This window comes from Halosolutus sp. YCN4, assembly GCF_059736495.1.
Map to the genome: position 1 here is coordinate 588,343 of NZ_JCASSM010000004.1, position 26,685 is coordinate 615,027.

Annotated in this window: 20 protein-coding genes and 3 pseudogenes; 9 read left to right on the forward strand and 14 right to left on the reverse strand. The window is 58.7% G+C overall.

The features are described from left to right. Positions 1-150: 150 nt before the first annotated feature. The 6 genes from AC6I6X_RS17590 to AC6I6X_RS17615 all read right to left on the reverse strand — a co-directional run bounded on the left by AC6I6X_RS17590 (position 151) and on the right by AC6I6X_RS17615 (position 10,775). Positions 151-1,119 (reverse strand): C-terminal binding protein, encoded by a 969-nt coding sequence (locus AC6I6X_RS17590; protein WP_497931832.1) that lies wholly within the window; start codon positions 1,117-1,119, stop codon positions 151-153. Positions 1,120-1,325: 206 nt separating this feature from the next. Further along, a complete protein-coding gene (locus tag AC6I6X_RS17595; RefSeq protein ID WP_497931833.1) occupies positions 1,326-2,531 on the reverse strand; it encodes an inorganic phosphate transporter in 1,206 nt (401 codons plus the stop codon). 686 nt (positions 2,532-3,217) lie between these two features. Then, entirely contained in the window at positions 3,218-3,988 is a 771-nt protein-coding gene (locus AC6I6X_RS17600) for a TSUP family transporter (RefSeq protein WP_497931834.1), read from the reverse strand. 804 nt (positions 3,989-4,792) lie between these two features. Continuing rightward, on the reverse strand, positions 4,793-5,983 hold the full coding sequence (locus AC6I6X_RS17605; RefSeq protein ID WP_497931835.1) for an Mrp/NBP35 family ATP-binding protein: 1,191 nt from the start codon (positions 5,981-5,983) through the stop codon (positions 4,793-4,795). Then, positions 5,976-8,993 (reverse strand): molybdopterin-dependent oxidoreductase, encoded by a 3,018-nt coding sequence (locus tag AC6I6X_RS17610; RefSeq protein WP_497931836.1) that lies wholly within the window; start codon positions 8,991-8,993, stop codon positions 5,976-5,978. Before AC6I6X_RS17610 ends, AC6I6X_RS17605 begins: the two co-directional genes overlap by 8 nt. Before the next feature lie 3 nt (positions 8,994-8,996). Beyond that, the gene (locus tag AC6I6X_RS17615) at positions 8,997-10,775 is read right to left on the reverse strand and encodes a 4Fe-4S dicluster domain-containing protein (protein ID WP_497931837.1); all 1,779 of its coding nucleotides are present in this window, start codon (positions 10,773-10,775) and stop codon (positions 8,997-8,999) included. Between the two features lie 333 nt (positions 10,776-11,108). Between AC6I6X_RS17615 and AC6I6X_RS17620 the strand changes: the two genes are divergently transcribed. The 3 genes from AC6I6X_RS17620 to AC6I6X_RS17630 are packed head-to-tail and all read left to right on the forward strand — an operon-like array spanning position 11,109 to position 14,057. Beyond that, the gene (locus tag AC6I6X_RS17620) at positions 11,109-12,341 is read left to right on the forward strand and encodes a Re/Si-specific NAD(P)(+) transhydrogenase subunit alpha (protein ID WP_497931877.1); all 1,233 of its coding nucleotides are present in this window, start codon (positions 11,109-11,111) and stop codon (positions 12,339-12,341) included. Beyond that, positions 12,334-12,618: an NAD(P) transhydrogenase subunit alpha part 2 gene (locus tag AC6I6X_RS17625; RefSeq protein ID WP_497919169.1), complete on the forward strand. Its 285-nt coding sequence runs from the start codon at positions 12,334-12,336 to the stop codon at positions 12,616-12,618. The genes AC6I6X_RS17620 and AC6I6X_RS17625 overlap by 8 nt, the downstream gene beginning before the upstream one ends. 2 nt (positions 12,619-12,620) lie before the next feature. Then, a complete protein-coding gene (locus AC6I6X_RS17630; RefSeq protein ID WP_497931838.1) occupies positions 12,621-14,057 on the forward strand; it encodes an NAD(P)(+) transhydrogenase (Re/Si-specific) subunit beta in 1,437 nt (478 codons plus the stop codon). A 244-nt stretch (positions 14,058-14,301) separates the two neighbouring features. Here AC6I6X_RS17630 and AC6I6X_RS17635 read toward each other — a convergent pair whose 3' ends face one another. Beyond that, the gene (locus AC6I6X_RS17635) at positions 14,302-15,534 is read right to left on the reverse strand and encodes a sulfite oxidase (protein WP_497931839.1); all 1,233 of its coding nucleotides are present in this window, start codon (positions 15,532-15,534) and stop codon (positions 14,302-14,304) included. Between the two features lie 209 nt (positions 15,535-15,743). On the opposite strand from AC6I6X_RS17635, the gene AC6I6X_RS17640 reads away from it, so the two are divergent. Continuing rightward, on the forward strand, positions 15,744-16,169 hold the full coding sequence (locus AC6I6X_RS17640; protein ID WP_497931840.1) for a universal stress protein: 426 nt from the start codon (positions 15,744-15,746) through the stop codon (positions 16,167-16,169). A gap of 145 nt (positions 16,170-16,314) precedes the next feature. On the opposite strand, the gene AC6I6X_RS17645 is transcribed toward AC6I6X_RS17640, so the two are convergent. The 5 genes and pseudogenes from AC6I6X_RS17645 to AC6I6X_RS17665 form a co-directional block, all read right to left on the reverse strand. Beyond that, positions 16,315-16,512 (reverse strand): SymE family type I addiction module toxin, encoded by a 198-nt coding sequence (locus AC6I6X_RS17645; RefSeq protein WP_497919173.1) that lies wholly within the window; start codon positions 16,510-16,512, stop codon positions 16,315-16,317. A 93-nt stretch (positions 16,513-16,605) separates the two neighbouring features. Then, positions 16,606-17,745, reverse strand: coding sequence for an MFS transporter (locus AC6I6X_RS17650; RefSeq protein ID WP_497931842.1), 1,140 nt, complete (start codon positions 17,743-17,745; stop codon positions 16,606-16,608). A 194-nt stretch (positions 17,746-17,939) separates the two neighbouring features. Beyond that, complete coding sequence (locus tag AC6I6X_RS17655) at positions 17,940-18,164, reverse strand: hypothetical protein (protein WP_497931843.1); 225 nt, start codon at positions 18,162-18,164, stop codon at positions 17,940-17,942. A gap of 46 nt (positions 18,165-18,210) precedes the next feature. Beyond that, positions 18,211-20,133 carry a TRAP transporter permease gene (locus AC6I6X_RS17660; RefSeq protein ID WP_497931845.1) on the reverse strand — a complete coding sequence of 641 codons (1,923 nt, stop codon included), beginning with the start codon at positions 20,131-20,133 and terminating at the stop codon, positions 18,211-18,213. A 141-nt stretch (positions 20,134-20,274) separates the two neighbouring features. Beyond that, a pseudogene (locus tag AC6I6X_RS17665) lies at positions 20,275-20,795 on the reverse strand (IS5 family transposase); the annotation flags it as partial. Positions 20,796-20,906: 111 nt separating this feature from the next. On the opposite strand from AC6I6X_RS17665, the pseudogene AC6I6X_RS17670 reads away from it, so the two are divergent. The 3 genes and pseudogenes from AC6I6X_RS17670 to AC6I6X_RS17680 all read left to right on the forward strand — a co-directional run bounded on the left by AC6I6X_RS17670 (position 20,907) and on the right by AC6I6X_RS17680 (position 23,583). Then, a pseudogene (locus AC6I6X_RS17670) lies at positions 20,907-21,728 on the forward strand (IS5 family transposase). A gap of 475 nt (positions 21,729-22,203) precedes the next feature. Beyond that, positions 22,204-23,283, forward strand: coding sequence for a TAXI family TRAP transporter solute-binding subunit (locus AC6I6X_RS17675; RefSeq protein WP_497931847.1), 1,080 nt, complete (start codon positions 22,204-22,206; stop codon positions 23,281-23,283). Between the two features lie 63 nt (positions 23,284-23,346). After that, positions 23,347-23,583, forward strand: a complete 237-nt coding sequence (locus tag AC6I6X_RS17680) for a hypothetical protein (protein ID WP_497931848.1) — start codon at positions 23,347-23,349, stop codon at positions 23,581-23,583. A 148-nt stretch (positions 23,584-23,731) separates the two neighbouring features. Here AC6I6X_RS17680 and AC6I6X_RS17685 read toward each other — a convergent pair whose 3' ends face one another. Then, positions 23,732-24,748, reverse strand: a complete 1,017-nt coding sequence (locus tag AC6I6X_RS17685; RefSeq protein ID WP_497931850.1) for an Ldh family oxidoreductase — start codon at positions 24,746-24,748, stop codon at positions 23,732-23,734. 408 nt (positions 24,749-25,156) lie between these two features. Between AC6I6X_RS17685 and AC6I6X_RS17690 the strand changes: the two genes are divergently transcribed. Next, positions 25,157-25,414, forward strand: a complete 258-nt coding sequence (locus AC6I6X_RS17690) for a hypothetical protein (RefSeq protein ID WP_497931852.1) — start codon at positions 25,157-25,159, stop codon at positions 25,412-25,414. Positions 25,415-25,536: 122 nt separating this feature from the next. Next, positions 25,537-26,052, forward strand: coding sequence for a hypothetical protein (locus AC6I6X_RS17695; protein WP_497931854.1), 516 nt, complete (start codon positions 25,537-25,539; stop codon positions 26,050-26,052). Between the two features lie 232 nt (positions 26,053-26,284). On the opposite strand, the pseudogene AC6I6X_RS17700 reads toward AC6I6X_RS17695, so the two are convergent. After that, a pseudogene (locus AC6I6X_RS17700) lies at positions 26,285-26,685 on the reverse strand (UxaA family hydrolase); the annotation flags it as partial.

Sequence of the window (26,685 nt, forward strand, 5' to 3'; positions counted from 1 at the left end):
ACATATAAATAATATATTGTCGAAATAGTAGTCAAAATATAATGGTAATGTATAAAATATGAAGGGGAAATTAGATGCCTTCTCGGAGAAGTCGGATTTTTCAAAAACCTATCCAAACAGTGCCGATAACACGACTTTCCGGAGAGATTGCTATATCGGATTGTTCACTATCTCTTGTGGGCGATCGCCAGATAACACTGTACGAACGTTCGTCGCAGCCGCACGTCGCCGTTGATCGTTCGCCTCCGCAGAATACCATGCGACGTGAGGAGTCGTGAGGACGCGATCGTGAGACCGGATTGGATCGTCGTGTGCTGGGGGTTCCTCAGGGAGAACATCCAGGCCCGCACCAGCAATCTCGCCGGCATCCAATGCTGAACACAGATCGTTCGTATCGACGATCGGTCCTCGAGAGACGTTGATCAAAACGGCCGTGGATTTCATCCGACAAAATGCGCTTCCGTCGATCATACCGCGAGTCTCAGGGGTCAACGGCGAGTGGATCGAGATGTAATCTGCGCGGTCGAGGAGTTCCTCGAACTCGACGAGCGTCCCACCGTGGCTCTCAACGGTCTCCGAATCAACGTACGGATCGCTGACGAGTATCTCGGGTCCGAAGGGTGCTAGCCGATCGCAGACGGCCTTGCCGATCGCACCGAGTCCAACGAGACCAACGGTCTGCGTTGACAGTCGGTGAAGCGGCGACCCAACCTCCCTCTCCCACGTCCCCTCGGCCACTGAGTCGTTGTACGTGTGAACCTCGCGCGCGAACGAGAGCAAGAGGGCAATCGCGTGCGTCGCGACCTCCTCGAGACAGTAGTCAGGGACGTTCGTAACCGAGATCCCCAGTTCGTTCGCAGCCTCGATGTCGACGTTGTCGACGCCGATACCGTACCGGGAAATGATGCGGCAGTTCGATAACTCCTCGATCGTCGAGCCGTCCAGCTGTGCGCGAAGATTCAATACGGCGTCCGCCTCGTTCAAAATCTCTGTATCGAGGTCGGGAGTAACGACGGCGTCGTTGAGTTCGACGACCGTCGCAGTATCTTCGAGTATGGACCGTTCGATCGACAGGTCCTCGAAATCGTGATCGGTAACGACAACCGTGCGTTCGGACATGATAGTCGCTTAGAACAGATAAATATAAAAACTATCCCTTAAGACCCAAGCGGGGCCGCCGACGGTCAGCGCACCGATCGTCCGCACGGATCGAAGGGAACGAAAGACGGAGCGAGCGAAGGTCGGAGCGTGAGGATTAGAGCGCAGAAGTCGAAGTTGGCGTGGACGGAAGCGTAAGGCCTGATGAGACGTCTGGGGCGCGATCGTCAGCTACCGATCGTCCGAAGCAGATCGATCGAGAGGACGAGTCCGCACCCGATAGAGAACGAGAGAACCAGCGAGACGGCCCAGATAAGCGCGGTTCGAAGCATCTTCGTGCGGCTGACCGAACTGCTCCCGCCCGCATAGCCGCTTCCGATTATCGTACTCACCATGATTTCGTTAAACGAGACCGGAATTCCGAAGAGAATCGCGGTCTGGGCGATACCGAATGCCGGGATGAGTGCGGCGATCGAACGACGCGGGCCGAGCGCGGAGTAATCTTGCGAGAGCGCTTTTATCATTCGCGGTGCGCCCATCCACGATCCCGCCAGTAAGCCGAGGCCCCCGCCGATCAACACCGCAACGATCGGTATCGAGAAGGGGTCCAAAAGCGGTAACAACGGTCCGATCGCGAGACCGACCTGGCTTCCACCGGCCGAAAACGCGACGAGAGCGCCGAGTGCGAGCAAAAAGTGACGTTGAGCGAGTAGCGAGTTCCGTCTCATATCTACTGAAATTATAAGTGCACAGACGGCTGCGACGACGAGGGAAACGCTCCCAGTCAGCAACGGAACTCCGGAGACCGACACGGTGGAGAGCGCCTGGTCCGCAGATCCGGCGAGCGACGCGCTCTCTCCCGGTTCTCCAAGGACGACGAACTCCATGTTAGCCACGATGAGTCCGATACCACCCGCAAGCAGTGGAATCGCGTACCGTATCGGTATCGATTCCGTACTCAGCAGACGCGCAGTCGCGTACGCAATGCCGGCACCCACGAACGGTGTTACGACCCAGAGGGAAAGAATTTCCAGATACTTGGCCCACGCCGGCCCGCCGCCGGCCGCCAATCCTACCCCGACTATTCCCCCCGTTACGGTGAACGCGGTTGCAATCGGATACCCGGTAAAGACGCCGATGGAGACGAGCGTCGCCGCCGTCAGTAGTCCGATCGTGGCCGCCGTCGGGGAAAGCGTAGCCCCCTGAATGAGATCGCGTCCGATCGCTTCGGAAACCGAGGCCCCTTGCGTTATCGCACCGGCGAACCCGAAAATGCCGACGATAAACCCGGCACGCATTATCGAGATCGCGTTGGCCCCGACAGCGGGGGCAAACGGGGTCGATCCGGAGGAGCCCGCACCGATCGTCCATGCCATGAAGAGGCTTGCAGTTGCAGCACCGACCAGCGTCAGCAGCGTTGAGATATCGATCATCGGTATGCGTCTTTCGGGGAATGGTCACGGAACCGGTGTCCCGGTAGCCGTACTGGAACGCCGGACGGTAAGGGATCGAATGGCGATTCTGCGAGCGAGCGCGAGCGAGCGCGGACGGACCGCTTTCCGGTCGGACCCATCGTCGGTACCGAGGGGCCGGCGGAGGCCGCCATTCGAGGGAGAACCCATCGGACCGGGGGCAAACGATGTGACTGCGTTATTCGGGCCAGCGGTTCCGTGATCGGTTACCAGTGGACGAACCACGCGCGAGGTACAAATTGCTTGCAAGTCAGACGTACAGTCTGTCCGTAGGGGTGTTAGTAGTTACTGTTGTGATCGTCGTGGCGTCGTCACTATCGACGCCGGCGGTTCCGTGCACGACCACCGTTTGCCGAACTCGATAGGGAGAGTCCGTCAGTCTCGTGGTGGCCGTTTCGGTTCCGTCGGATTCGATCCTCTCGAACGCTCTGTTCCGGGCGCACAGACGATGTCGTAACTCTGGAAGAACAGAACAGACGATGTTGTGACAGCTGAAATCGATTTCCTGCAGACCACCGCGACCGTGTCGGTGTGAACGAAACGAGCGAAACCGTGCGGCCGGTCGGCCCCGCAGTGACGGTCGGAGCCCCTGCAATACCCAGTGTCGGATCGGTTGCACGGACGCGACGACAAGAGGTTCCGGGACGCTACCAACCAATGCCGTTCAGAAAGAGGCGAATTCCGATAAGAGCCAGCAACACCTTAATAAAGAGCGTAAAGAGTCGCTCGTTGACATACGGTCGAAAGACGGTGCCGGCGTACGCACCAATAAAGACGGGAACGGTAAATGCGATTCCTAGGACGAGTTCTCTGGTGTGAAGCAGATCGGCGTTTGCGAGAAAGAGGACCCGTATGGAGTGTGCCACCAGAAACAGCGCCGAGGTGCCCGTCACGAACAGCGCACGGTTTTCGTAGATCGTATTGAGATACGAGTGAATCACGAGCGGCGGGCCGGGCGCACCGATTGCACCGCCGAGCAACCCGCTCAACGTTCCGCTGAACACACTCGCAGTCGAATTGTCTGCGTACTCGTAGATTTGCTCTTCGACTCGCTGGAACACGAGAAAGAGGCCCACATACGCGGCGATAGCGAGGTAGAGAACTTGTGGAGGCAGAATTTCGAGCAACCAGACGCCAACGAACAGTCCGACCGTGAGCATGATCAGGAACCCGATCTGGTCACGAAGAAAGTGAATCGGGAATCCATCCCTGTACAGGATGACCAGGTTCGATACGAGAAATGGAATGGAAAGGGCGACGAGGGCGAGTTGCGGAGGAAACACCTGAACGATACCCGCGATCGTAATCAGACCCACGGCGAACCCAACCGTCCCCTTGACAAACCCGCCGAGTAACAGGATTGCGATAGCAAGGATGACACCGGCAAGAGTCATTTCGACACCAGCAAGTACGTACATAGCAAAAGCCTACTGCGTAGTCGAAGTGGTTCTAATATATATCTTTCGGACTGGAACAAATATGCCGGATTCGTTGCGTTCTGGTCGAACCGCGGCGCGAATCGATCGAGGACCCCCATCGGTTTGTATTGATACAGGCGAATACGGCTATTCGAACGAACCGAACCCGCTCAAAGTGGCTATCCGCCGGCCGAGTATGTTCGATGACATCAAACAGCGGTTTTCGATCGACTCGAATGTCCCCTACGGAATTCGTGGCCACAGTGCGCTCGTGTGTCCTGTGGGCGGACCCCAGTAACAACCGTGACACATATATTACAATCGTACACCTGTAACAAGAACCTCCTATGACAGACAATCTCATTTATAATTGACAGAATATTGAGACGGTGCTTCGAGAGAGGGCTTTGCGGCCCGCCAAGTTACGTTCGATGGTATCGAACAGAATTGTGTCTCACTCGTGACATACAGCTCGAACGAGAGGGAACGGGCGTGATCCAGAACAGTAATCCATGCCGATCGTCGTACCTGTCACCGGCAATCGCCGCTCGTCCGGGTGACCACCGACACTGAATGACAGCGGACCGCGTCAGGACCCAACGATGTAGCGTGAACAATCGCTGATACACCGTCCGCTAGCAGTCGTTGACGGTCGCAGACGCAACGGCCTGCGCTACGATTACCGACCGATCACGGAAGCGATAGTTGCGGCTACGATCGTACCAACGACGGATAGAATCATCGAATCGTGTCGACACCGCCAATCGACACCGTTCCGACCGTTCTGCCGATATCGAGGGATGTCTATTCCATCGAGAGTGAGTGTTGGGATGCGGCCGCCCTGGCGCTTATCCGGCTCGCAACCTCCCGCGTCGCCGTGACTGAGGCGCGTTCTGCCTCCCGAACCGCGATCGGCGGCTGTGCCGTCGTCGCTTCGCGTTCTCGCTCCGCTCTGGTTCGCGGCAACTGGATGCGGCCGATCAGCGGAACCGAAAGTCCGGCCGGCTCGTCATCGTCCTCAGCATCACCCTCGAGTGTACCGATCTGGGGGTCCAGCGGGAGTCGGCCAAGTACGGGAACGTCGAATTTTTTGGCCAGGTCGGACGCGCCCCCAGCACCGAACACGTCGTGGGTCGAGTCGCAATCTGGACAGGTAAATCCGGCCATATTTTCGACGACTCCGAGAATCGGGACCCCGTAGCGGACGAACGCTTCGAGTCCGCGTGCCGCGTCGTCGATCGCAACGTCCTGGGGCGTCGTGACGATAACGGCCCCGGCGAGCGGTAAATGCTGTGCGACGGTCACCTGAGCATCTCCGGTTCCGGGCGGAAGGTCGATGATTAAATAATCGAGTTCCCCCCAGTCGACGTCGCTGACGAGCTGTTTGATGAACTCGTCGACGAGCGGGCCGCGCCAAATCACCGGATCGGATTCGCTCACCAGAAAGTCCATACTCATCACCCGCACGCCGTACGATTCGCGAGGGACGATGCTATCAGACAGCGTTGCCGACGGCGTCCGGTCCGAGAGACCGAGCATGGACGGTGCGTTCGGTCCGTAGATGTCCGCGTCGAGCAAGCCCACTGACGCGCCTGCATCAGCTAGTGCGACCGCCAGGTTTACCGAAACCGTACTTTTACCCACGCCGCCTTTCCCGCTCGTGACCGCGATCACGTTTTTGACGTCGGGAATGAGATCGACTCGCTCGCCAGCGTCTGACGCCTCGGGCTGCCAGTGACAGCGTGCGTTGGTTACCCCCTCGACGGAAACCGCTGCAACCCTGATCTCCCGCTCGACGACGCTGCGGATACGCTCGCACGAAACCGGGAGCGTGAGTTCGATATCGGCCACTCCGTCGGAGATATCGATCGATCCAACCCCGCCAAGGGCGGTGATCCCCTCGTAGAGTTCCGACATCCCGGCGTCGGCCGCCGCGATCGATCGGCGAATCTCGTCGACCACGCGCTCTCGCCCGTCGGCCGTCTGGTTAGTCATCGGTGCTCGTCGAGTGCGTCTCCGGATTCCACCGTTCGGATCGCCCGACGGGGCCGTCGGTATACCAGGCGTCGTCGGCCTCCGCAGTCGGAGGCGCGATCGGCCGCTTGAGCCACTTCGGTCGACGAAGCCCTTCCGGCCCCGGCGCGGGATCGGTCTTTTCGACCCACTCCCGGTAGATCTCGAAGGCCCGATCGGTATCGACGTAGATGTCGCCGTAGTAATCGTCCTCTTCGGCGGGTCGGACCGTTACTTTCTGATGCCAGCAGTGCATTCCCGAGATCGGGTCTGGATGGGGTGCGTGGGTGAGGTTTTGTGCGACGCCACCGTCGTTCCACCATACGCGCTCGCTGTCGGGGTCGTCGCTTTCGAAGGGGCCGATCCCTTCGGCCTGGCGCATTCCCCACTGACCCTGTTCGGAATCCAGGTCGACGGTCACTTTGCCGTATGGATCACCGCCCTCGTCGATCTCGCGCTCGTCGTCCCGGTTGATCTTCCACTGCCCCATGTGGTGGGACATCGCAACGATCCCCGGTTTGATGCTCTCGGTCACCCAGACTTCGTTGACGAAGTAGCCGATCTCGGTCACGACTCGAATGAGATCGCCCGTCTCGACGCCCATCCGCTTGGCGTCTTTCGTGTGGACCCACACCGGATTGTTGTGGGAAATCTCTTCCAGCCACTTCGAGTTCGAAGAGCGAGAGTGGATCTGCGTGGGCAACCGGAACGTCGGAACGAGCACTCGTTCCCCGTTTTCGTAGTCGATTTCTTCCGGATGGACGTGCGATTCGATGTAGTGGGGAAGCGTATACTCCGGATCGTCCCACCCCCACTCTGCCATCGTCTTCGAGTAGAACTGTTGTTTGCCCGTCGGCGTCGGGAACCCGCGTTTCGGCTCGCCGTCGACCATCACGCCGAGGACCTCCGAGCCGTCGTGCTCGGAGTACAGGTCGGGCGAACTCTCCCGCCGAATCGTTCCGTACTCATCGACGAACACGTCGTCCTCTTGGAGGACATCTTCGGGGATGGAGTCGGTGTGTAGCTCGTAGTCGTTCGACGACGCCTCGAACGCCCCGTGGTGTTTCATATACTCGAGCGGTTCCATCCCCTTTTCCGCCGCGGCTTCGATCAGATTCTCCTCGTGTTCGAAGATGTACCGATAGTACTCGTCGATCGTCATCTGGACTGGGTCGCCGTCTTCACCCTCCCGATACGGGCTCTCGAAGTACTGCCGGATGCCGAGTTCGCCGTCCTCATCGACTCGCCACGAGAGGTCCATCCAAAACTCATCTTCTTCCCAGACCTCGCCGGGGTTTGCCTCGTAGGTTCTGTCGACATCTTCGCCCTCGCGTTCGGCAAACTCTCGGAGGACGGGCTGGCGGTAGGTTACCCACGTGCCGGCGTGTGTCTCCTGACTCTGGATATCGTGGCGTTCGGGGCTGTGGCCCATCGGCAACACGTAATCCGCGAAATACGCCGTTTCGTTCCACGTCGGCGTCATCGCGACGTGCATACCGATTTTGTCCTCGTCGGTCAGCGCCTCGATCCACGAGAAGCCATCGGGGTACGTATACACCGGGTTGAATACCCGCGTAAAGTACACCGAAATCTTCCCACGGTTCTCCTTCAGGAAGTACGGCAGCAACTGGCTCATCTCGTAGTGGGCGAACGGCCACTCGCGTGGTAACTGCAACTCGTCCCATAGCTTCTGTCGCGGTGGTTCTTTCGGCAGTTCCGGGTCGAACTGGTGCCAGGCGTTTGGCGATGTTCCACCTTTCGTACCGACGCTGCCGGTCAGCACCTGCAGGAAGTGAAGCGTTCGCGAGACCTGCCAGCCGCCCTCGTTGCCCGACGCGGCCGACCGCCAGATGTGACTCGCAAACCGATCGCCGGCGCGCCCGATTTTTCGGGCGACCGAGGTGATCTGTTCGGCGTCGACCCCGCTCTCTGCTTCGGCGTACGCCGGCGTGAATTCCGCGTAAATCTCGTTTCGCAGCAGGTCGATGTACGACTGGAACGTCGACTCGCGGTCTGGATACTCCTCGTCGAGGAACTGCTCCCAGTTCACCCAGTTTCGGACGAACTCCGCGTCGTAGAGCTCCTCGTCCAGAATGATCTTCGCCATCGCCAGCAACACCGCCGCTTCGCTGCCAGGCTGGGTCGGCAACCAGCAGTCGGACATCGCCGCCGTATTCGAAAGACGCGGGTCCATGACCGCCAGCTGGCCCCCGTCTTGCATTCCCTCCATAATCCGCTGTGCGTGCGGGTTGAAGTAGTGGCCCGATTCGAGATGCGCCGACAGCAACAGGATGAACTCCGCGTTCGCGAAGTCCGCACTCGGCCGATCGTATTTGTGCCAGAGCGCGTACCCCGCTCGTGCGCCCGAACTGCAGATATTCGTATGCGAGTTGTGACCGTCGAGTCCCCAGGCGTCGAGTACCCGGTCCATGAACTCCTCGTGGCCGGGACGGCCGACGTGGTAGGTAATTTCGTTCTCGCGATCGTCCTCGATCGTTTCGCGCATTTCGCCGGCGATATCGGAAAGCGCCTTCTCCCAGCTCACGCGCGTCCACTGCCCGCTTCCTCGCGGTCCGTCGCGTTTGAGTGGGTAGCGGATGCGTCCGGTGTCGTTCAACTGGTTGATCGTCGCCGGGCCTTTCGCGCAGTTTCGGCCGCGACTCCCCGGGTGTTCGGGATTCCCCTCAATTTTACGGATGTCCCCGGTTTCTTTGTCGATGTACGTCAGTAAGCCACAGCCGGCCTCGCAGTTGAAGCAAGCGGTCGGCACCAGCGAGTAGTCCCTTGGTTCACCCTCGGGATTGTACTCGGTCCACTCGTCCCACTGGCTGGGGTCGGGATACCCGCCAAGAAGTCCCTCGTCGACCAGTCGGTCGACGCCGTCGACGCCACGGCGTTGTCGCTGCTTCGTGGTCTCGGTCGTCCTGTTCGACAGGACCCCGACCTTCTGTGCAAATTTCTCGATCGTACTCGGGTCGAATTCTGATCCCATATGTTATGCGAGTGAAATCGTTTGTGGGGCGATGATCCAGCAGTACTCGAAGGCGAAGAGGCCCGCCAGCGCAACTGCGCCGGCGCCAGCGACGACGGGTGCGCTGGCGCCGATCGCGAGTGCGATCAGCGGGACGACGATTCCCGCGCCGATCGCACCGAACCAAAACGCGTTTTTGAATCGCCCGCGCGTGATCCGCGCGGCCGCCTCCTCTGCGTCCTCGGTCTGGTGTGGCGTGAAGATTTCCGAGCCGACCAGCGCGACGTGAGCCAGCAGACCGCCGATCAGCGCGATTCGCGACGGCCCGACCAGTTGATCGAAACCGACCGCGCCCAGTATCGCCGTCGCAGCAGCGCCGGCAATCAAGGCCTGAACGAACATGTGAAGCGGCATCGCGGGACTTTGCCAGAGGTCACGGCCCTTCGATTGGCTAAACAGGAAGGCCGTGTACACTGCCGTCGCCGTCGCGAGGATAGCCGTTATTAGCAACGCGATCGGGTGGACGATCGCGGTGACGTCGAACAGCCAGCCGGCGACCAGAACGCCGAGCCAGGCGCCGAACGCGGTGATAATGTACGCTCCTTTTACCAACCACGAGGTCCAGTTCGGCCGTAACAACACCCAGTGAAACCGCATCGGCTGGTCGAGATCCGCGATGAGTAACAGTCCGGTCAATCCCAGGAACGTACCGCTAACAAGCGCGCTAACCCCGAGAACGGTCGTGCTCGGTTCGATTATCCCTCCCAGCATGAGCAACGCGGGAAGGAGCAACACGCCGGCGGAGATAGACTTCGTCCACGTGTAGGAGTACACCTCCCAACCCCAGGAGGTGTAGTGGCTCTCGCCGATGTCGTAGACGCGATTTGCTTCCTCGTGGAGCAGTTCGTACGCCTGTTCCATGCGTCCGGATTGGGAACCGGAGGAGTTGGTAGCAGCATCGCTCGGATCGGCAGCAACGCCGCCGTCGGAGGCGAACCGTTCAGTGTCGGTTTTGCAGCCGCAGTTTCCACCGCAGCCGCCGTCCGTTTGAACGGGAGTCTCGGGATCGGAACCGGCCTCCGCTTCCGCAGTACCACTCGAGAACGTGACGTCGGATTCGGCGAGCGAGCGTGCAGCCTTCTCGATGTCGAAGTCTTCGCGTTCACCGCCCTGGACTTCCATGGTCGAGGGTGCATCGCTCCACATGTAGTGATCTTCTCGGGCCGTCGTTCCCGGAGTGATGCTCCCTTCGTCACCGTTTACGTAGAACAGCTTCGGCTCGGTTCCCTTCTGGGGTTTGCGGGCCTGTACTTCCTGCGTCGAAATCGTTTTCGCGATGTCCGTCTCGGCGTTTTCCATGTCGCCAGCGATGATCGCATCCTCGGGACAGACCGTAACGCAGGCGGGTTCGCGTCCGGAATCGACGCGGTGAGAGCAGTAGTTACACTTCGCCGCGGTGGACGTTTCCGGGTCGATGTACAGGGCGTCGTACGGGCACCCCTGCATACAGGCTTTGCAGCCGATACACCGATCGGTATCGAAGTCGACGATGCCGTCTTCGCGTTCCCAGAGTGCGGTAACGGGACAGACGTCGGTACACGGGGAGTCGTCACAGTGGTTACACCGCATTACCGAAAAATTGCGGTTCGTGTTCGGGAACTCCCCTTTCTCGATGTATTTGACCCACGTCTTGTTGACGCCGATTGGATCGTCGTGTTCTGCCTTGCACGCGACCGTACAGGCGTGGCAACCGATACACCTCCGATTGTCGATAACGAAGCCATAATTGGTAATGGGTCTCACTCCCGTTCTATGTCAATTCACCACATGAAAGGCAAGGCCTTAAATCTTGAGGATTGTACCGACCGATATTAGAGATCATCACATATGATTTTGAACCTTCTAGATATATTTTGAAAATAACCGCTGTACTCAGTACCTTCGAATGATGCGAGACGATAGACAGTCTCCACTCGGCGGAAGACGGGAGATTCCTCATCCCAGCGGGTTTCGAGTAGGTGACATGAGTTGATACGATAAACAGAACGTCTATAATGATAATCGCTGAGAGAACAGTCGGTCAGTAAGATATAAATCCCTCGTTTGGTATGTCAACGTATCACCGAGTGTGTGAGAATGATTATCGGGATTCCAACCGAGACGGTCGAAACTGAGACGCGGGTCGCGCTCGTCCCCTCGCTCGCCGCAGAGTTAATGGACGACGGGTTCGACGTGTGTGTGGCTGCCGGTGCGGGCGAACGTGCTGGCTGGTCCGACGCGCAGTACCGTGAGGCAGGATGTAACGTCGTCGATGATCGCCAGGCGGTGTTCGAGCGGGCAGACGTGATCTTTCAGGTCCGCGGGCTAGGTGCGACACCGGGGACAGAAATCGACCCGTACCAGGATAGCCAACTGGTCATCGGCCAGCTCGGTCCGTACTCGATCGAGGACGAACTGTCGACGCTCGCCGACCGTCGGGTGACCGCGTTCGCGCTCGAGCTCGTCCCGCGGATCAGCCGCGCACAGAGCATGGACGCACAGTCCTCTATGGCGAGTATCGGAGGGTACAAAGCCGCGCTAGTAGCCGCGGAGGCGTTGCCGAAGCTGTTCCCAATGCAGATGACCGCAGCCGGAACCGTCCGTCCCGCCGACGTCTTCGTCGTCGGAGCGGGCGTCGCCGGATTGCAAGCGATCGCGACTGCCGAACGGCTGGGTGCGAACGTTCGCGCCTACGATATCCGCCCGGAAGTAAAAGAGGAAGTCGAAAGCCTCGGTGCCGAGTTCGTCGAACTCGATCTGGAAACCGACGACGCCTCCGACGAGGAAGGCCACGCTCGCGAGCAAGACGAAGAGTTCTACCGCAAGCAACGCGAGATGATGATCGACGTCGTGGGCGACTCGGACGTCGTAATCACCACTGCAGCGGTTCCCGGTCGACCGTCACCGGAACTCGTCACCAACGAGATGATCGACGGGATGGACCCCGGCTCGGTCATCGTCGATCTTGCTGCTGGCGGTGGCGGCAACTGTGAACCGACGATCGCGGACGAGACGGTCACCTACGAGGGCGTGACGGTCTTCGGGCCGACGAACCTCCCGGAGTCGGTTGCCCGGACCGCGAGCCGACTCTACGCGAACAACGTGACGAACTTCTTCAGGGCCATGCTCGACGACGACAATTCGATTACGATCGATACGACGGACGAAGTCGTGGATGCGACCATGCTCATCCAGGACGGAACGATCCGCAACCCGCACGAACAGGACGCCGAAACCGACGACGGCAAGTCCGACGAGGGCGAGGGCGACGCTGCCGACGACGGTGCCGACTCGACTGAGGTAGCCGGCGGAGGTGATGACGATGAGTGAGATTATTACCTACTTGACCTTCTTCGTGCTCGCTGCCTTTCTTGGCTACTCGATCATCACCAAGATTCCAGCAACGCTCCACACGCCGTTGATGTCCGGTGCCAACGCAATTACCGGCATCACGCTCGTGGGTGCCGTCGTCGTCGCCGGGTCCGGATCGACGAGCCTCGCGACGGCGCTTGGCTTTCTCGCGGTCGTGATGGCGACGGTGAACGTCGTCGGCGGCTACCTTGTGAGCCACTTCATGCTCGCGGATTTCCACGGAGGAGGTGACTGATCGTGGTCGAACTCATTGGCGAGACGGTGCTGTCGGTAGCGTATCTTGTCGCCGCCATCCTGTTTATCCAGGGGCTCAGAGACATGACCCACCCGCGAACGGCCGTTCGAGGGAACTTCACGTCCGCCGGCGGGATGTTCGTCGCCGTCGCCGCGACCGTACTGTGGTTCGAGATTATTCAGCCGTGGGTGCTGATCGCCGGCCTGATCGTCGGTACGTTGATCGGTGTCGGTCTTTCGTTCACCGTCGAGATGACCGAAATGCCCCAACTCGTCGGGCTATTTAACGGCCTGGGCGGCGGTGCTTCCGCCCTCGTCGCTGGCTCCGAAGTGCTGGAACTGGGCACGGCGAACGGCGGCGTCGTGGCGACCGACGTCGGTATCGCGGCGGCCGTGTCGGGTATCGTCGGCGCGGTCACCTTCACCGGAAGTATCGTGGCCGCCGGGAAGCTCCACGGCCTGATCACGGGCTCTGCGATCCGGTACAGCGGGGAGCACGCCGTCAAGGCGCTGCTATTGCTCCTCGCGGTGCTGGCCGGGGCGTACACGATCGTCCAGCCGGAGTTACTCGCCGACACACTGCAGGGATCGGCGGTGCCATCCTACTGGGTCCTGATAGTGGCGGCGGCAGTACTCGGAGTCATGCTGGTCATTCCGATCGGCGGGGCGGACATGCCTGTCGTTATCGCCCTGTTAAATTCGTACTCCGGGCTGGCCGCAGCCGGCACCGGATTCGTACTGGGCAACAGCGTGCTGATCATCGCCGGAACCCTCGTCGGCGCGGCCGGGATGATCCTTACGGTGATCATGTGCGAGTCCATGAACCGATCGCTGACGAACGTTCTCTTTGGCGGCTTCGGCCAGGAAGCGGCGTCTTCCCAGGAGATGGACGAAATCTACGAAGGCAACATCACCGAGACCTCTCCCGAAGAGGTCAACATGTTGCTCAATACGGCCCGTCGTGTCGTGATCGTGCCGGGATACGGGATGGCGGTCGCCCAGGCCCAGCACGCGGTCGCCGAACTCGCCGAGTTACTCGACGAGAACGACGTCGAGGTCGAGTTCGGTATCCACCCGGTTGCGGGACGGATGCCCGGACACATGAACGTGCTACTGGCGGAGGCGGACGTTCCTTACGACAAAATGAAAGAACTGGAGGAGATCAACCCCACGTTCGCACAGACCGACGTCGTGATCGTTATCGGGTCGAACGACGTGGTGAACCCGCTGGCCAACACCGACGATTCGAGCCCGATCGCCGGGATGCCGGTGCTCGACGTCGGAGAGGCGAGAACGGTCGTGGTTAACAAGCGCAGTCTCAGCCCCGGTTTCTCGGGGATTCCCAATCCGCTGTTTGCCGAGGACAACTGCCTCATGCTCTTCGGAGACGGCCAGGAGATGACGCAAGAGTGCGTCAACCAATATAAAGGGAGCCACTAACGTCGACCGCTCCGACGATCGACGGCCGTCGGAACGCGAGGTCGTCAGCGAACCGACCGCCCCGTTTTGTCGGTGGGAAACGTGCGTCGACGAGTTCGACCGCTCTCTACGGGATGTCGGCTGGAAATTTCCGGTACCACCGGCCGAAACCGTCAGTCCCGACCGAAACGACAATCCGCGATCGGAGCACAGTCGCGCGATCGGGGCGTGATTCTGTGTCCGTCAGTAGTGTTGCTCTTGACCGTCAGTCGCTGCGATCGCGTGGCGACGCTGGATTGACCGTCACCGTTACCCCGTAGGGTTCGTACACGTTGTTTCCGTATCCGCGTCGGTTCCAGGGGAACTCGTCGTTGTCGAATGCACCAGCCGCGTCTTTCGGAGACGATGGACGTGACGGCTGCGTTCGCCCGCGATCGTCCGTCGCCCGCGAGAGCAGTCGATGCTCTCCGGGGACGGCCTCCCACTCGATGGAAAACTGTCGCCATGCTGCGTCGCCGCGAACCGGATCGACGAACGACGCCTCTTCCCACGTCTCGCCGCCATCGACCGAGACGCTAACCGCGTCGACGGCGTCGTCACCTGCCCACGCCATGCCTCGAATGTCGGTCGTTCCGGCCGGAATCGCCCCGTCACCATCCGGGGACGCGATCACCGACATAACGGTCTGGTCGCAGGCGTACGGGTGTTCGATTTCGTCGGATTCGAGTTGCGCCTGCGTGTCGAACGTCTCGATCGACGCGCGGTGGGTCGGGTTCGCCTCCTCGTCACGAACGAGATGATAAGCGTGCTGTTGCCAGTGGGTGTCTCGCGCCCACTCGTCGCCGTGGATCATCTCGTCCATCACCCGGAGTTCGGAGACCCACTTGACGCTATTGACGCCGTACCAGCCGGGGACGATCAGCCTGACCGGGTATCCGTGGTCGGGTGGCAACGGGGCACCGTTCATTTCGTACGCGAGGATGCAATCGTCGCGCACTTTCTCCATGGGAATCGAACGGGCGAATCGATCCGCCCCGTCGGGGGCATCTCCGCCGACGGCCGTGAGCCACTCCCCGTCGAGTCCGTAGTCATCGAGTATCGATCCCACCGACGCCCCGACCCAGATCGCGTTGCCGACGCCGTCGAACTCCCACTGGATCGTCTCTCCGGACGGCTCCAGATACGCCCGGCCGTTTCCGGCACATTCGATCGTGTGTGCCACCGTCTGGGGCGGATAGGACCGCAGATCGGCCATCGAGAGCGTCCGTTCCGTCTCGTCTGCAGCTAGCAGCGAGATTTCCCACGCGTCCCCATCGAGTTGCGGTGTCGGGTAGTGGTTCAAAACGAAAAAGTGGTCGATCGGCGTGAGCCACTTTTCGTAGACGTCGCGGCGACCGACGCCGGCGGCGTACGCTTTCTCTCCGTCGACCGGGTCGAGTTCGGGGTAGCGGTCATCGATTGTTTCTCGAAACAGACGGGCGTGTTCGTCGTTGCTCATTGGGGCGTCACTCCGTACCGGCCTAGATGCACCCTTCCAGTGGCATATTCCTTGTCATCAGCGGGACGAGTGGGATGATCCGTTGTATTCGGAAACGACTGATACGGATCGTCCTACCGTGCGACCGTGACGATCGCTCTCAGACAATACGTTCGCGGTAACGGTACCCGACGGAAGATTAATAGGGGTTCTTGCACAAATTCGGAGTTATGGTAATTGTTGCAGCTATCGATCCGGAAGAGCACGCGTCGGTCGTCGTCGAAGAGGCGCTGGAACTATCGTCCGCGTTCGACGATTCGGTTCACGTTCTTCACGTAATGTCCGAATCGGAGGCAAACGAGAGACGACGGGCGACGGCGGGCGAAAAGGGCGGACCGATCGACGAGGACGACGAACGAACCATCGCTGCCAGCGTGGCTCAAAACGCAACCGGCGACCTCCCCGGCGACGTGGAATTCGTCGGTCGAGTCGGGGAAGCGAGCAAAGAGATCACCGCGTACGCAGAAGAAGTCGACGCAAGATACGTCGTCATCGGTCCCCGGAAGCGATCGCCCGCGGGCAAAGCGCTCTTTGGCAGCGTCGCACAGCAGGTGTTACTAAACTCGTCAATCCCCGTCGTCGCCGTCGTCGCATAACGCGATCCAGCCGAGGTTTGAAGACCGGCGCGTCTCACACACTACCCGGTCTGCCGTATCGACATCCCAGCGGAACCCCGACTTGTTTGTGACTCCATTACACTAGCGGACTATTGCTCGCCTCCGTAGCTCCGATCGGCGAACATCAGAACTCGTGCTCGATCGCCTCCTTGTCGGCCTGTTGGATGATGATTTTCCCGTCTCTGACGCGAACGAACACCTCGGAGCCGATGTCCATACCCGCGACCGTGAGCTCGTCTCTGTGCAGGTTGAGGTGGACGTTGTGATAGTTCCCGTCTTCGTCTCTCGCACCGCTTGGACTTAGCTTCTTTTTCCGTACCATTGCGGTATCGTACGGCAAGTGTCGGTCTAGAACACACTTAAGTGTTTTCTAGCCGCGAGTCGAACCGTCAGTATCCGACTATTGTTTCGCCCCCTACGGCGACTCAACCGTCTTTATGAGCGTACGAGCAAGCACCACGATGAGCACGACGACACCTCCGAGGAGGAAAAACGAAGTGCGAAACGAACGCCAGTCCGTGATCGCTCCGACCGCGACCGGTCCGAGCGCTCCACAGCCGATATAAAACGTACGGATCAGCCCGTATCCAGTCCCCTCGACCCCCGACGGGACGGCGGCAATCGTATAGGTATGTGCTGGCGGAAAGCAACCGAGCAAACAACTCGAGAGAACGATACCGAGACCGATCGACTCGAGCCCGTTTCCGAGAAGAAGCAGGGCGATCCCGGGCACACTAGCCGAGGCGAACAGGCCGATGGCCACCTCGGTTCCATACCGATCTGCGAGGAGTCCTGAGACGAACTGCATGAGAACGGCGGATGCAAAAAAGAAGCCAAAGAGCGCTGTCGCAGTCGCGTTCGTCACACCTTTTTCATCGATGAGAAACGTCGGCAGAAAGCCGGTAAGACTCTGGTAGACCAGCATGATACAGAGCAACACGCCAGCCCCGTACAGCACTGGTTCCAATCGCAACGCCCGAGTGGTCTCCGTGTACATCTCGCGGAGCGAAAGCGCTGAAGCGACTCCCGACGATTCGGAGAGCGCGATCCAGAGGCCGACGGAAACACCGACGAACAGGGGAAGCAGGTAACTGAATCCGAGACGCCAGCCGAAGTACGCAGTCACGGTTCCAGCGACGACCGGCAGTAACGCGTTACCGACGTTTCCCGCCGCTTGACTGATACCGATCGCCGTCGTCCGATAATCGGAAAACGTGTGCGAGAGGACGGTTACTCGACTCGGCCCGTATACGCCCGCCCCGGCACCCATAATGATACTTCCGAGAACGAACAATCCGAACGCCGGCGCGGTTGCCACTGCCGCGATGCCTATCATCGTTCCGGCCAGTCCTAGAATCAACGCAGTTCGTTCTGTCGTCACGTCTGCGAGCACGCCACCGGGAAACTGCATAACCCCGTAGGCAGCCCAGATCAATCCGACGAGGAGCCCGGCAGTCGTATACTCGAATGCGAATTCGATACGCATCTCGGGAAGCAACGCAGGGTACACGATCCGTGTTCCGATCGTGAGCATCCATCCCAGTGAGACGGTCAATAAAACCCATCCGCGACCATTGTCTTGGAGAACCCCCCACCCGGTTTGTAGGCGTCTTCGCATAAATTGTACAAGCACGTGTAATATTGTAAATAGGGAATATAACCTTACTGAATTCGGCGATCCAGTTCGCGATGGAGAAGGGGTACTCGGAGATCACTCGTCGGTCAGTTCGATCGCTGCCGGTGTTCGTCTCAGATGCGGTTGTGTAGTTGCTGAAACAGGAGCCCAATCGGAATCGCGGTGAGAACGATGATCCCATAGGTGATCGCCGCTCCGATGTCGTACGGTTCGAGCGAGTGGTACAGCGAACCGGCCCAGATGAAGGTGACGAAGGCGACGAACACGGAGGTTGGGATTACTCGAAGGAAATCTGCGATGGGATTCTCGCGGTTCGATGGTCGATTGCCGGATGCCATACCACGTTACTAGTGGGATGGCCTCAAAACCGTACCGATCGATTACTCAGGTCGTCGTTTGCGCGCGACGTTCGGTAGCGATGTGCGATGCGCCAGAGAGCGCGACCAGAACTAGCCCGCCTCCGGCCAACTCGAGGACCCCGATCGGAACCATTGGCGGCGGGATGATCAGGACCAGCGCGCCGAGCGTGGCGAGTCCGCGGGCCAATCGATTACTAACGGGCCACCCCCAAATGCCGGACTGAATCGCGATTACGGCGATTGTCAGAAGCACGAGATCGATCAGTGCGTACACAAGTCCCATTTCCAGGAGGATCGCTGGATGGAGTATGTACCGGGCTGGGATAATGAACGTCGGCAGGACGATCTTCATCGCGGTAAACGCGATTCGAATCGGATCGGAGTCAGCGATTTGGGCCGCGGCGAACGCCGCGAGGGCAACCGGCGGCGTGAGCGTCGAGTACACGGCGAAGGTGAAAATAAAGAAATGGCCTGGGAGTCCCCCGAGACCGACTGCCGTGAGACCGGGCGCAAGGAGGGATGCGGCTAGGATGTACGCGGCAGTCGTCGGCATCCCGAAGCCTAGGATGATCGAGAATGCTGCGACGAGAATCAACAATAGCGGGATAATCCCCTGCGAAAGCGAGACCACGATCTGTCCGAACACGACGCCGAGTCCGGAGATGTTGAGCGCACCGAGGACGATTGCGGCGGCCGCACAGGCCATTGCGATCTGCGTCGCGTTCCGGGCACCCTTGTCCAATGCTACGAGCAACTCTTTTACCCCGATGCGAGAATCGGGCTGGATAGAACTCACGATCATCATGACCGCGATCGAGAAGAAGATCGAGCGATAGATCGTATACCCCTGTATGAGCATGAAAAACAGGACGAAGATCGTCGAAACGAGCGTGATCGCCTGGCCGGGTTTCTCTCTCAGTACTTCGAGAGCCTGTTTCTGTTCTTCTTTCGGGACCGGTTCGATATCCAGTTTAACCGACTGAGCGTGGATCGAAAAGTACACCGAAAGGTAGTACAACGCCGCAGGAATTATTGCGGCCAACGCGATCACGGTGTATTGCGTTCCCAGAAACTGCGCCATGATGAACGCACCGGCACCCATAATCGGCGGCATCAACTGTCCGCCGTTCGATGCTGAAACCTCCGTCGCGCCCGCCATCCGCGAACTGAACCCGAATCTCTTCATCGCTGGAATGGTGAATATACCGGTTCCGTACACGTTTGCGGCTGCACTTCCCGAAAGGCTCCCGAAAATCGAACTCGCGACGACGGAGACTTTCGCTGCCCCGCCGGTCAAGTGGCCGACTAATGAGTTCGCCAGATCGAGCAAGAACCGTCCAGCTCCCGTCGCTTCGAGGAACGCTGCCAGAATAACAAACAGGAAGATAAACGACGCACTGACGCGAACCGGAACGCTCCAGAGGCCCTGTGTCGTGACAAATAGTCCGTCGATCCAATTTGACGGTGGAAGTCGTGGCGCCGTAAGCGGGGCCGGAAGGATGTCCGAATAGATGGTCGCGAGGAGCATAAAAACCGCCACCGCAGCCAGTAATCGACCGACGATTCGTCGGGTGGCTTCGAGTACGAGAATAACGCTAAGGACACCGACAACCCAGTCCATCGTCTCAGGACTACCGACGTAGGGGGTTGCATTTAGCAGTCTATTGTACTCGACGAGAACGTACACCATCGCACCTAACGAACAGGCGACGAGTACGAGGTCGACCAGCCGATATCGCAATTTTTCTTGGCCCAAGAAGGGAACGATCGCAAACGTCAGCGCCGCCAAAAGGTACACGTGAACGGGACGCTGGATAAGCGATCCAAAGACTCCGAACGCTCCGGTATAGAGGTGAAAAAGGGATGTGATAATTGCGAGCCCAGAAATTCCGTAGACACCGATCGTTCGAAGGGAAGATTCGTACCTCCCAGTGGTAGCATCGGACATAGAGAATCGTTCACAATGGCCTATCTTATAATTGACGGTTCTATTCAACAGCGTAGTTGACGTCATCTATCGAGTTACTTCTTGAGGGCACAATAGTAACAATTGGAAACGGCTTTGGTGAACCGCCATACAACGCTTGATTCACGGTATCACGCCTCGGTTGATGTTGCAGACCGCACACATCAGAACGGCCTCACGAAATTCGCGGTACCACGCTTGGGCACGCACCGCGTGGCCGATCGTCTGCTTGATAGTGGAGAAGACGGTTTCTGACAGCGCTCTTTGGCCATACGGAGACCTATCGATGCGTGCGTTATACTCGCAATTGATGGGGCGGAACTCGCGGTGCTTGATCAGCGGTCTTACTCGCTCTTCGCGTAGCTTCTTGCGTAATCGCATCCAGACATAGCCTTTATGAGCAGCGAGGCTGGCAATCTCGCCCGCGTTGCGGCGGGTGAGTTGCCAGCAAATCTGCGTGTCGTGCCGTTTACAGGTCGTACAGGGAACGTCGACCACCGTCTGCGTTTCTGTATCAACGGGGCTGTCATTTTTACCATTTAAACGCGGTAGTTTGTCTGGCGGCAGTAGTGCTTGCTGCCGGTTTCCCAATCGAAGAATGTCGCGTCCATCGCAGCGTGTATGGCGGTATCGTGCAGACGAGCGCAGTCGATTCCTGTCTATGAGATCTTTTTTGTTGATTTGGCTCTGTAGTTTCGCTAGACCCGAAGGCTACGACTGCGTTATCTCTGTAGAAAGCGAAGAGACAGATTGGTTTGACATCCGAAATCCGTCTCTTCACTCGTGTTACGGTCGCCAAAGCTAAATCAGTTGTCGAGAACGCAGACGAACCCGCCGACCCCGAAGGGGGTGGCGGGTTCGCTGAATGGGCAATGCTCACGCTTCATGCACTCCGCATCGAGCTGGGCAAATCCTACCGCGTCACGGTCGATTTGCTCAGTGAGATGCCCGGTGTCCTCGAAGAAATTGGCCTCACGCGGTTGCCTCACTACACCGTTCTTCGCACGTGATTTGCACGGATTCCGACCAAGACGTGGCGTGCGTTTCTCGGCGCGTCAGCCGAGAAACGCACTGGCCACGCCGCCATCGATTCGACTGGCTTCGATCGTGATCAGCCCAGTCGTCACTACGCCAACCGCACCCATTACCGCGTCCGGGCGCTGAAAGTCACTGCCCTCGTGGATGTCGAAACGCTGTACATCACCGACAACCACTCGACCACCTCGAAGAAGCACGATGCGAAGATCGGCCCGTAGGTCGCCCGACGCAACGTCGGCGACCTGCGGAGCCTCGCCGCCGACCGAGGTTATGACGCGAAAGCCTTCCGCGACGAACTCCGTGACAACGACATCAGACCGCTGATCAAACACAGGATCATGAATCCACTCGATCACGCTCACAACGCCTGCATGGATCGTGATCGGTACAACCGTCGCTCGATGAACGAAACCGTTTTCTCAAACATCAAGCGCACGCTCGGCGCTGCCGTGCGTGCGCGACACTGGTGGCTTGAGTTCCGAGAAATGCTACTCAAAGCGACCGTCTACAACCTCCGCCGGAGCGTCCGATATCCGTGAAATCAAGCCCCGTGTACCGAAACTACAGAGCCGTTGATTTATATAAGATCCATGGAAACAGAATCCAATGCGAACATTTATTTATAATCCCACATAATCGTCAGGTGCTCCATGTTAGGAATTGACATTGACGTCCTTGCACTCGTACCAATGGAGTTGTTGTTCGTATTCGTATTCGGAGTCTTGCCGATTCTGAACACACTACGAAACGAAGGAATACGAAGCAAATACGAGTGGCTACTTATGGGCATCATAGCCAGTGGGGCGATCCTAACATGGATCGTAGACACCACAATCGGTCGAAGCCAATTCAACATCTGGATCACGCTAGGAGTGATGGCCACCGGATTGCTGTTGTACCTGCGTCTGATGCGCAGTCGGGACCAACTCCACGAGGAGCCAGAAATGGGCGGTACGAGTTACGAGTAACGGTTGCAGTAGAAACCAACTTACCACAGTGGAACACGATTCAATGATGAACGATAAGACAGTCAACCGACGCAAAATGCTCGGCATGATCGGTGCTGCGGGCGTAGCCGGCATTGCAGGATGTACAGAGGAAGATATTAACAGCGGCGCGGGTTCGGAGAACGACAGTGAGAATGGTGACGAAAATGGCAACGAGATGGTTCAGGGAGACGTTATGCTTCAGACGGCCGCCGGATCACCCGGCGGTACAGGTTACGTCATCATGACCTCGATGCTCTCCGCAGCGTCTGCGGCGAACCCAGACCTCGGGTACAACGTCCTCCCCGGGGGATGGCTCGGAAACAACAACCGGCTGCAAAACCAGGAAATCGACATGGGTCACACGACAGTCGTCGCCGCGACACTGGCCGCAACCGGTCAGGACCCTTACGACGAGGAGGGATGGGATACGCCGCCATCGAACATCCGATCCGTGATGAACGACCAATCGGAGCAATTTTACTATGTGATTACACAACCGGACTTCGAGTATGACTCTCTTCAGGAGGCGGCTGACGACGAGTACCCGATTGAGGTGATGAACCAGGCAGATGGGACGTTCGGCGGCTTCGTGTGGGATACGGTACTCAACGAGGCCGACTACGGACAAGAACAGATCGAAGAGTACGGCGGCCGGTTCGTCCGAACGGAGTGGGACGACGCAGCGGAAATGTTCCTCGACGACGACCTCGATGCCATACTGGCGGTCAGTGGCCGATCAGTCGGTTGGCTCGAAAATATCGCAGCGACGCGCGAACCGAATTTCCTCGACTGGACCGAAGACGACCAAGAGTTCTTCCAGGAGAACTACGGTCTCACCCCGCACACGTTAGATTCGGGTGGACTGCCCGGCCTTGAGCGCGAACTGGACACGATGATCGACGGAGGGCACATCGCAACTCACGTCGACGCCTCCGAAGAGGCTATCGAAATGTTCGTTTCAGGAGTCATCGAAGAAGCGGAACAGGCGGCATCGTCCACCGACACCCTGCAAATGTTCGAGGCAACCGAAGCGATGCACGAGGACACGCCGTTTGAACTGCATCCGGGCGCAGTACAGGCATACGAAGACGCTGATCTGATGTAGACGAGGCGGTTGACCGCACATTCCCTCCGTGAAACTAAAGTAGTTATAACATAGAGAACACTCATGGTAAACTTAGAAGATTGGGACTTCCCCATTCCGGATCCGATTATTTTGGCATGGCTCTCGCTACTCGAGGCGTTCGTCTGGGGCGGGGCAATACTATTCGCAGTCGCAATATTTTATTCAGGAGGATTCATTTCGCTCCCGTTTTCACCGAACGGTGCGATCGTCGCAGGAGGACTGCTTCTCCTGTTCGTTGGAATCACAGCACTGCGACTGAAATATAACGACATATACTAGCTCCCTCCCACATTCGAGCGACCACTGACGACCAGTGGCGACGGAACTAACTCAATTTTGGCCCGAATCCGCTCAGTAATCAGACCGGCATCACTCAACAGCCAAGGCAGAAATCGATCAACAGTCCCGTTCAGTCCACTGTCGTCCGTTACTGGTGCCCATCCGACTCGTCCGCGATAGAGCACACTGTTTTCCAGAGTTCCTCGTCGACCGTGATCGCTTCGGCGTCGGCTTCGCGTTGTATCGCACGTTCTCCCGGCAAACGAACGGCATCGATACCGGAAGCGGTCTTCTCATTTTTGAGATCGAGAAGGAACTCGCTCGCCTGGTTGACAAACGCCTCGCCACCCAGCGAAGCGGGGTCGATTGTGATGAAGAGATCGCCTTTCGTACACGGGTCTTCAGTGTGATACGTCCCCGTAACATCTCTACCCATGGCTGCACCGACCAGTCCACCGGCGAGGATTTCAACGGCGATCGCCAGTCCAGAACCTTTCGGCCCGCCGAATGGGAGAATCGTTCCGTCGAGCGCCGCTTCTGGATCGGTCGTCGGTTCGCCGTTAGCATCGAGTGCGACGCCGTCCGGAATCGTCTCACCCGCTTCGCTCTTCTGTAACACTGTCCCGCGAGCGATGGCTGACGTACTCATATCCAGATTAAACGGCGGCTCAGTCGGGAGCCCGATCGCGATCGGGTTCGTTCCGAGAACGGGATTTGCTCCCCCGTACGGCGGCATCGCCGGTTCGGTGTTCGTCATGCCGACACCGATGTATCCGTCGGAACGAGCCTGTCCAGTGTAGTACCCGAGCATTCCGAGGTGGGTGCTGTTGTGGACGCCGACGGCACCGATTCCGTACGTATCGGCTCGATCCATCGCTATCCCCATCGCCGTCACTGCGGTGACCGGTCCCGGTCGTGAACCCCCGTCGATCGTCGCCGTCGCACCCGTCTCGCGGACCAGTTCGATCGTCCCATCGGGATCGACGTTTCCGTGTTCGATCCCGCGAACGTACCGCGGTAATCGAAGCAATCCGTGCGATCCCTTTCCGGACGCGTCCGCAGTAATGAGGACCTTAGCCACTAACGCCGCGTCCTCCTCGCGGAGTCCACTCGCCCGAAACGCTTCCGCAGCGATTCGTTCCGCACGACCGCGATCGATTTCCATCAGACGACCCCCCCGGTACCCAAGCTGACCTTTGGACGTTCGATCCACCACCTGCGTACTCGAAGATGATGTCTCGAAAGAAAAATGTGATCGATTCCTCGGAAAAACGGACTACTGGGCGAGCGCTGTACTGACAGTCGATTAGTCATAACTCGCATTGTCTCTTCATTCCATATAAATCATTGGTCGAAGAGGAAGTGATTCATAGACGGAGATATTTCATCGTGAAATACTCCGTCCCGCGACCAAGTTGATTCCAGGGGGTTCTTGGAATCAATTACCACCGATCGACCGAACCGGATCAGCGATCGGCGGTACCTGGGTACAAGAGTCCCTATTTCCATCCACCAGAAACCTACTCATATATACCAGATTACTATTTTTCTGAGTCGAGTCCCTTTGCGAGCGTTGGAGTCGATCGTCGGCAATGACGGTGTTGTTCTGTACGAGTCGAATTTCCAACTGCTCTTACTTTCAACCGTGTTTCCAATTCTGGGGACGGCGTTGGTCTCACCCGTGCTGGACTCGATGATCGACCCGTTCGGAACCTCCCCTGGGAACATCGGGTTGGTGATCTCGTTCGTTACGGCGCCGGCGATCGTCTCCGTGCGGTTCAGCGAGTCGGCTGGTGACGCCGACGAGACGGAGACAGACGGGACCGCTTAACGCCGTGCACTGGGTAGCCTCGCCCGACGACCACGCGTATCCTCGCTACTCGTCGCGCGATCGTTGCCGCTGTCCGTCTGGTTGGGTTCTTGACGTACAATTCGCTCGTCGTCGTTCGGGTGATGGACGGAACGCCGTTTCAGGCCGGAATCTTGGTCGCTGTGGAAAGTCTCGTCTTCGCCGTCGGAGCCAGCCAGGTCGGACGGATACTCCGATGGTTCGGGACCAAATTCTACCCGCCCGTTATTGCGAACCTCTCGTCGACTGTCGGATGTATCGACTTTCACTTCACGCCGTGGACGGCTCTTGCGGTGGTTTGGGTCGCACTGATCGGCGCTGGGTTCGGTATCTCTATCTCGCTGTATCGAAGCTATATCACGGAATGTGCACCCGATTCACTCCGCGCGGGGGTCGTAAGTCTCGGGGCCGCAGGTGCCCGTATAACGGCGACGGTAACGCCGATCGCGATGGGGCTCGTTATCGACGTTTCGACGCCGGCACTCGGCGAGACGTTCGCCCTTCAATTGGCGGGCACCGGCGCCGCATTCGTCGGCGGGGGCGGTAGCATCCTCTGTCTCCTCGTCGCGTCCGTCTCGGACCCCGGCCCGGACAATTACGAGGGATTCGAGACCGACTAACGGTTTTCAGATCAAATAAAACGGCCTGCAGTACCGATGTATTGGATCATCGCAGATGCAGATGTACACCGGAATCGACGGACAATCGATCGTACAAACGGATCGGCGTGATACCTCGTCGCGCATCGTTTTCCGGTTGGTAAAATAGGGCGTCTCGGGCAGTAAATCATCCCGAGACGAACGGAGAGGTAAGTTCAGTTACGACTGAATGCCAGAGGCCGTCAGCGAGGTATTACGTCGAGGGGCCGATGCGGTGGATCGCGAACTGACTCTCGCCGAGGACCTCGCTCAGGGTGAGTTTGCCGTTGACGACGTCGAGGATTTCGTCCCAGAGTTCGTCGGTGGCCCACTCGATCGACTGGTCGCCGACCAGCGCCTCGCTGACGTCGACGTCGGTTTCTTCGGGAACGCGTTCGGCGCTGCCGGGGTTCCCGGTGATCTTGATCGTCGGCATGATCGCGTTCGAGAGGGTGTGGCCCTGGCCCGTCGAGATGATCATGAAGTGCGCGCCGCCGGCACCGATCCCGGTGACGGATTCGGCGCCGTGACCGGGCGTGTCCATGATGTACATCCCGCTTTCGTCGGGAATCTTCTCGCTGTAGTCGACCAGATCCTGGATGGGGCCGTCGCCGG

What these genes read in the sequence shown, in the direction of transcription:
- AC6I6X_RS17675 (WP_497931847.1), top strand. Translation starts at nt 22,204, where the DNA reads ATGAACGATAAGACAGTCAACCGACGCAAAATGCTCGGCATGATCGGT.
- AC6I6X_RS17635 (WP_497931839.1), bottom strand. Translation starts at nt 15,534, where the DNA reads ATGAGCAACGACGAACACGCCCGTCTGTTTCGAGAAACAATCGATGAC.
- AC6I6X_RS17595 (WP_497931833.1), bottom strand. Translation starts at nt 2,531, where the DNA reads ATGATCGATATCTCAACGCTGCTGACGCTGGTCGGTGCTGCAACTGCA.
- AC6I6X_RS17655 (WP_497931843.1), bottom strand. Translation starts at nt 18,164, where the DNA reads ATGGCATCCGGCAATCGACCATCGAACCGCGAGAATCCCATCGCAGAT.
- AC6I6X_RS17605 (WP_497931835.1), bottom strand. Translation starts at nt 5,983, where the DNA reads ATGACTAACCAGACGGCCGACGGGCGAGAGCGCGTGGTCGACGAGATT.
- AC6I6X_RS17610 (WP_497931836.1), bottom strand. Translation starts at nt 8,993, where the DNA reads ATGGGATCAGAATTCGACCCGAGTACGATCGAGAAATTTGCACAGAAG.
- AC6I6X_RS17685 (WP_497931850.1), bottom strand. Translation starts at nt 24,748, where the DNA reads ATGGAAATCGATCGCGGTCGTGCGGAACGAATCGCTGCGGAAGCGTTT.
- AC6I6X_RS17680 (WP_497931848.1), top strand. Translation starts at nt 23,347, where the DNA reads ATGGTAAACTTAGAAGATTGGGACTTCCCCATTCCGGATCCGATTATT.
- AC6I6X_RS17660 (WP_497931845.1), bottom strand. Translation starts at nt 20,133, where the DNA reads ATGTCCGATGCTACCACTGGGAGGTACGAATCTTCCCTTCGAACGATC.
- AC6I6X_RS17640 (WP_497931840.1), top strand. Translation starts at nt 15,744, where the DNA reads ATGGTAATTGTTGCAGCTATCGATCCGGAAGAGCACGCGTCGGTCGTC.
- AC6I6X_RS17590 (WP_497931832.1), bottom strand. Translation starts at nt 1,119, where the DNA reads ATGTCCGAACGCACGGTTGTCGTTACCGATCACGATTTCGAGGACCTG.
- AC6I6X_RS17695 (WP_497931854.1), top strand. Translation starts at nt 25,537, where the DNA reads ATGGACGGAACGCCGTTTCAGGCCGGAATCTTGGTCGCTGTGGAAAGT.
- AC6I6X_RS17600 (WP_497931834.1), bottom strand. Translation starts at nt 3,988, where the DNA reads ATGTACGTACTTGCTGGTGTCGAAATGACTCTTGCCGGTGTCATCCTT.
- AC6I6X_RS17625 (WP_497919169.1), top strand. Translation starts at nt 12,334, where the DNA reads ATGAGTGAGATTATTACCTACTTGACCTTCTTCGTGCTCGCTGCCTTT.
- AC6I6X_RS17645 (WP_497919173.1), bottom strand. Translation starts at nt 16,512, where the DNA reads ATGGTACGGAAAAAGAAGCTAAGTCCAAGCGGTGCGAGAGACGAAGAC.
- AC6I6X_RS17620 (WP_497931877.1), top strand. Translation starts at nt 11,109, where the DNA reads ATGATTATCGGGATTCCAACCGAGACGGTCGAAACTGAGACGCGGGTC.